We start from the raw sequence: 3,116 nt of genomic DNA, 5'->3' as shown, positions 1-3,116 counted from the left end.
GACTCCCCTCGATAAAGGATTTCAAAGCTAAGATCCTCATATTCCAGAAAGGCATTGGCTGAGCGGAAGCCCTTGCTTTGATAGAAATCCCAGCGAGCTTGACGCTGCTCAAGATTGTCACAGGGCTCATCAAGGCGCTCGATTTCTAAAAGCATGGTTCGCTGATAAAAATTGACCAGCTTTTCAATGATTTCACCGCCATAGCCATGGCTGCGCAGGTGAGGCATAATCGCAAAGAAACTAACATAAAAGGCTTGATCGTTGGAAATGGCAAAGGCAAAACCAACAAACTCCTTTTCATGATAAAAGGCGAAAAAATTAGCATCTTCCTGATCCTCATATCGTAAAAACTCACTGAGCGGTATCCTTTCCTCTTCTGGGAAAGCTTCATTATTCAAGGCTTCTACCTTATCCAAATCTGGAAAATCTGCTGTAATGATCTGGCTGGTTAAGCTCATAAAATCACTCCTTTTCTAGTGATAGTATAACAAATTTTATAACTGGTTTCAAAAAAGAGCCCTGAGAGAGCTCTTATGTATTTATTTTTTCTGAAATGATGGTAAGGTGCCGAGTTCCTAAGAACTACTGATAGTTGCTCCCGATTGGACTCCCAGCTACTACTTTACTATTTCACGTAAATTATCCAAATGCTGGTTATCAGTCACAGCCATAATGCTGACTCCTGCTGGCCAGACAAAGTCTGGAGTGAACTGACTTTCCAAGGGCTGATTCTTTGTCAGACGATATCCGATAATATTGAGATGATAAAGCCTACGAGCGTCTACATCACGAACTGTTTTCCCAACCCAACTAGCAGGCAGCTCAAACTCAGCCACGACTACATCGTCATCCAGCTGGAAAACCTCAATCGAATGGTTAAAGAGAATGGTCTTGGCCAATGAAATGCCAGCCTCCACTTCAGGCAGGATAACCAAATCAGCTCCCACCTTTTCCAGCACCTGCTGGGTCACTTCATCCTTGACCTTGGCAATGACATTTTTAACGCCCAATGCCTTACAGTGCATGACCGCTAGGACACTGGATTCCAAACTTTCTCCTGTCGCCACGACGACCGTATCACAGGAACCGACGTCTGCCGCATCCAAAAGCTCCATATCAGTAATGTCTCCGATTACACCGACGGCAATCATGTCTTTATACTGATTGATTGTCTCTTCGTGATTATCAATCGCAATGATTTCTACATCCTGAGAAATCAAGGCCTCAATGATACTCTGTCCAAAAATCCCCAAGCCGAGAATTCCAACTGTTTGATTTGCCATTTCTTTTCTCCTATCCAATCATAATATCCGCCTTGCTGTAGTGCAAGGTAACAGCTTTCTTCGGTTGATAATGGCTCAGACTGACCATAAGAGTCAGCGGCCCCACCCGTCCAATAAACATCAGCAGCATAATCACAATCATACCAGCTGTATTGAGGCTGGGAGTGATATTGGCCGTGACTCCAACTGTAGCCAGTGCCGACACAGTCTCAAATATCAGGTAAATAAAGCGATGACTGCTATCGGTCACTAGCCCAAGAGCCAAAAGACCAAGCAGAAATGTAAGCTGAAAAATCACTGTCACACCAAAAGCCTTCTGCACCAGCTGAGGAGCCAGTGTTCTCCGACCGAGATTAGTATGTGGCAAGCCCAAAATCTCCTTACGAGCGAAAAGCAAAAGAACTAAGAAGGTCGTAATTTTTAGACCACCTGCTGTACCACCCGGAGCCCCTCCTAAAAACATCTGGAGCAGATAGATAAACAGGGTTACTGGACGAGCAGCCGTATAATTGATAGAAGCAAAGCCAGCTGTCCTCATGCTGACTGTCTGGAAAAAGCTGACCAATAGCTTATCGCCAAAGGAAAGATTGCCAATCGTTCCAGGATTATTATACTCCGTCCAGAGACTCGTGACCGTCCCAAAAACGAGGAGACCAGCAGTCAGAAGCAAGACTACCTTGGTATGAAGGTGCAGTCCCTTCTGTTTTCCTCCCAATTTAGTCGCCAAGTCAAACCAGACCATAAAGCCAAGTCCCCCAGTGATGATGAGGAGAGCCAAGGTGATATTAACCAAAACATCTGTCTGCAAGCCTAGTAGGCTATCATTGCCAAAATTATCAAATCCTGCATTACAAAATGCAGAAACAGCTAAAAAGATAGAATTAAAAATCCCTTTTCCCAAGCCAAACTTAGGAATGAAGCGAATCATGAGAAGGAGAGCGCCCAGTCCTTCGATAGTAAAAGTCGTGATAAAAATCGAACGGACAAATTGACCCAAGGTACGATTGTGCCCATAACTAAAACTATCCCGCAGAATGCGGCGATCCTTGAGACTGAGCTTTTTCCGACTTTCCATGGTGAAAAATCCGATAAAGGTCAGAATTCCCAAACCACCAATCTGAATCAGCAGCATGCAAAGGAGCTGCCCCCAAACATTGTATGTATCTACAACCGATCGAGTAAAAAGCCCTGTCACACAGACCATCGAGACAGCTGTAAAAAGATGATCCAGATAGCCCGCTTGGGAACTTGCCGTCTGCACCCAAGGCAGACTGAGTAGCAAGGAACCACAGAATATCACCAGAAGAAAAGACAAGATAATCTTTTGCGCTGGTGACAAGCGTGAAAATAAATGCTTCATAAAGTTTCCTTTCCAGATCTAATAAAAGCAGAGGCTAGCTCTATCTGCCTTTCTCTTTCCTTGACAGCCAGCTGTAAATCATCTGGGCTCTGCAAGTTTCTGACTTTGATGGCATAATCCGCTGCGACAATAGCATGTCCCCGCATGTGACCTGTTGCGACTGCTTGGGCAAAGACACGCGCAGCATATTTACCGATTTGTGATTGAGCTTGCTGAGACAGTTTGTTAGCTAAGAAACCAGCCTTCCTTAGTTCATAGGCAGATGCTCTCCCATCAAGTCGAGCCTGAAAGACCTCTCTTACCTGAGTCAAAAACTTTTGCTTCTCAAACTCATCTTCCACATCTATCAGAGCTATAAAGCTTGACGCCATTTTCATAGCCCATCGAGCCAGTTTCCCCTGAGGAAGATGCTCCAAAACAAGCTCCAATTCCAATCTTTTCTCACTATCATCCAGGATTTTCAGTTTGTATGG

The 3,116-nt window shown here is 44.6% G+C and carries 4 protein-coding genes; all 4 read right to left on the bottom strand.

Going from position 1 to position 3,116, the window contains the following annotated elements:
* The coding region (locus SCRDD08_RS05490; RefSeq protein ID WP_061423270.1) for a GNAT family N-acetyltransferase at positions 1–458 on the bottom strand (458 nt) is incomplete at its 3' end.
* 159 nt (positions 459–617) lie between these two features.
* Positions 618–1,283 (bottom strand): potassium channel family protein, encoded by a 666-nt coding sequence (locus tag SCRDD08_RS05485; protein ID WP_061422769.1) that lies wholly within the window; start codon positions 1,281–1,283, stop codon positions 618–620.
* 10 nt (positions 1,284–1,293) lie between these two features.
* The gene (locus tag SCRDD08_RS05480) at positions 1,294–2,643 is read right to left on the bottom strand and encodes a TrkH family potassium uptake protein (RefSeq protein ID WP_061422768.1); all 1,350 of its coding nucleotides are present in this window, start codon (positions 2,641–2,643) and stop codon (positions 1,294–1,296) included.
* Positions 2,640–3,116 (bottom strand): putative immunity protein (locus tag SCRDD08_RS05475; protein WP_231089337.1); only part of this gene is annotated, 477 nt, incomplete at its 5' end. The genes SCRDD08_RS05480 and SCRDD08_RS05475, both read right to left, overlap by 4 nt.

It is taken from the genome of Streptococcus cristatus, assembly GCF_001578775.1.
Classification (GTDB): domain Bacteria; phylum Bacillota; class Bacilli; order Lactobacillales; family Streptococcaceae; genus Streptococcus; species Streptococcus cristatus_A.
This window is presented reverse-complemented; position numbering and strand designations above follow the sequence as displayed.